The organism is Streptomyces sp. NPDC001056, from assembly GCF_053598955.1.
On sequence record NZ_JBSFLI010000125.1, the window covers coordinates 1 to 1082 of the forward strand.

The window sequence follows — 1082 nt, forward strand, 5'->3', positions numbered from 1 at the left end:
GAAAGCGCGAGCGGGGGAATCGGCGGTCGCTACGGGATCGCTTCGTGGTCGGATGACGACATCCGCACGCTGGTGTGCGACCGCGTCGACGCCGCGCTGACGAAACTGGATGCACGGGCCGCCCCGGCGGGAAAAATGACCGTCGTCGTCGGGCCGGGCTGGAACGGCGTGCTGTTGCACGAAGCCGTGGGCCATGGTCTCGAGGCCGACGGCATCCGCCGCAGGACCTCGGTGTTCGCCGGCCGCATCGGCGAGCGCGTGGCGGCGCGTAACGTCACCATCGTCGACGACGGCACGCTCGAAGGCCGCCGGGGTTCGCTCAATTTCGACGACGAGGGCTGTCCGACGCAACGCACGGTGTTGATCGAGGACGGCGTGTTGCGCGGCTGCATGCAGGACGCGCTCAGTGCGCGCCTGATGAACATGAAGCCGACGGGCAATGGCCGGCGCGAGGGCTATGCGGTGTTGCCGATGCCCCGCATGACCAATACGTTCATGCTCAACGGCGATTGCGAACACGAGGAGATCATTGCGTCGGTGAAGCGCGGGATATACGTGGCGGGGCTCGAGGGCGGGCAGGTCGACATCACGAGCGGGCAGTTCGTGTTCGAGGCATCAGAAGCATTCCTGATCGAAAACGGCAGGCTCTGCGCACCGGTGAAAGGCGCGACGATCACCGGCAACGGGCTCGAAACGATCCAGAAAATCGGCATGGTCGGCAACAACCTCGAACTCGACACGGGCCGTGCCGTGTGCGGCAAGGCCGGCCAGTCGGTGCCGGTGAGCGTGGGGCAGCCTACCGTTCGCGTGGACGACATGACGGTGGGCGGAACGGCGTGATGAACGCGTGCGGACGGGTGGTGAGCCGAAGATGAGAGGCTGGGCGCAGCGTCTCGACCAGTCGAGAGTCCGGTCGCGGGCGGACAAGACGGAACTCCAGCCTTTACCGAAGGCCATTCGCGATGCACTCTCACTGGAGTATCACCTTCAGCTCGAAGCGCTGCGCGCCGGCGCCGGCTCGCTGACTGCGCTGCGCATCCTGTTGCGCGTGGCGATGGCCGCCGCGCTGCTGCGCGAGCTCG

Annotated in this window: 2 protein-coding genes; both read left to right on the forward strand. The window is 66.7% G+C overall.

Going from position 1 to position 1082, the window contains the following annotated elements; genetic code table 11:
- Positions 1-840: metallopeptidase TldD-related protein (locus tag ACWDD7_RS37885; RefSeq protein WP_450460733.1), on the forward strand; the 840-nt coding region annotated here is incomplete at its 5' end.
- A 31-nt stretch (positions 841-871) separates the two neighbouring features.
- Positions 872-1082, forward strand: a 211-nt coding sequence (locus ACWDD7_RS37890) for a hypothetical protein (RefSeq protein ID WP_450460734.1), incomplete at its 3' end; no start/stop codon positions are given.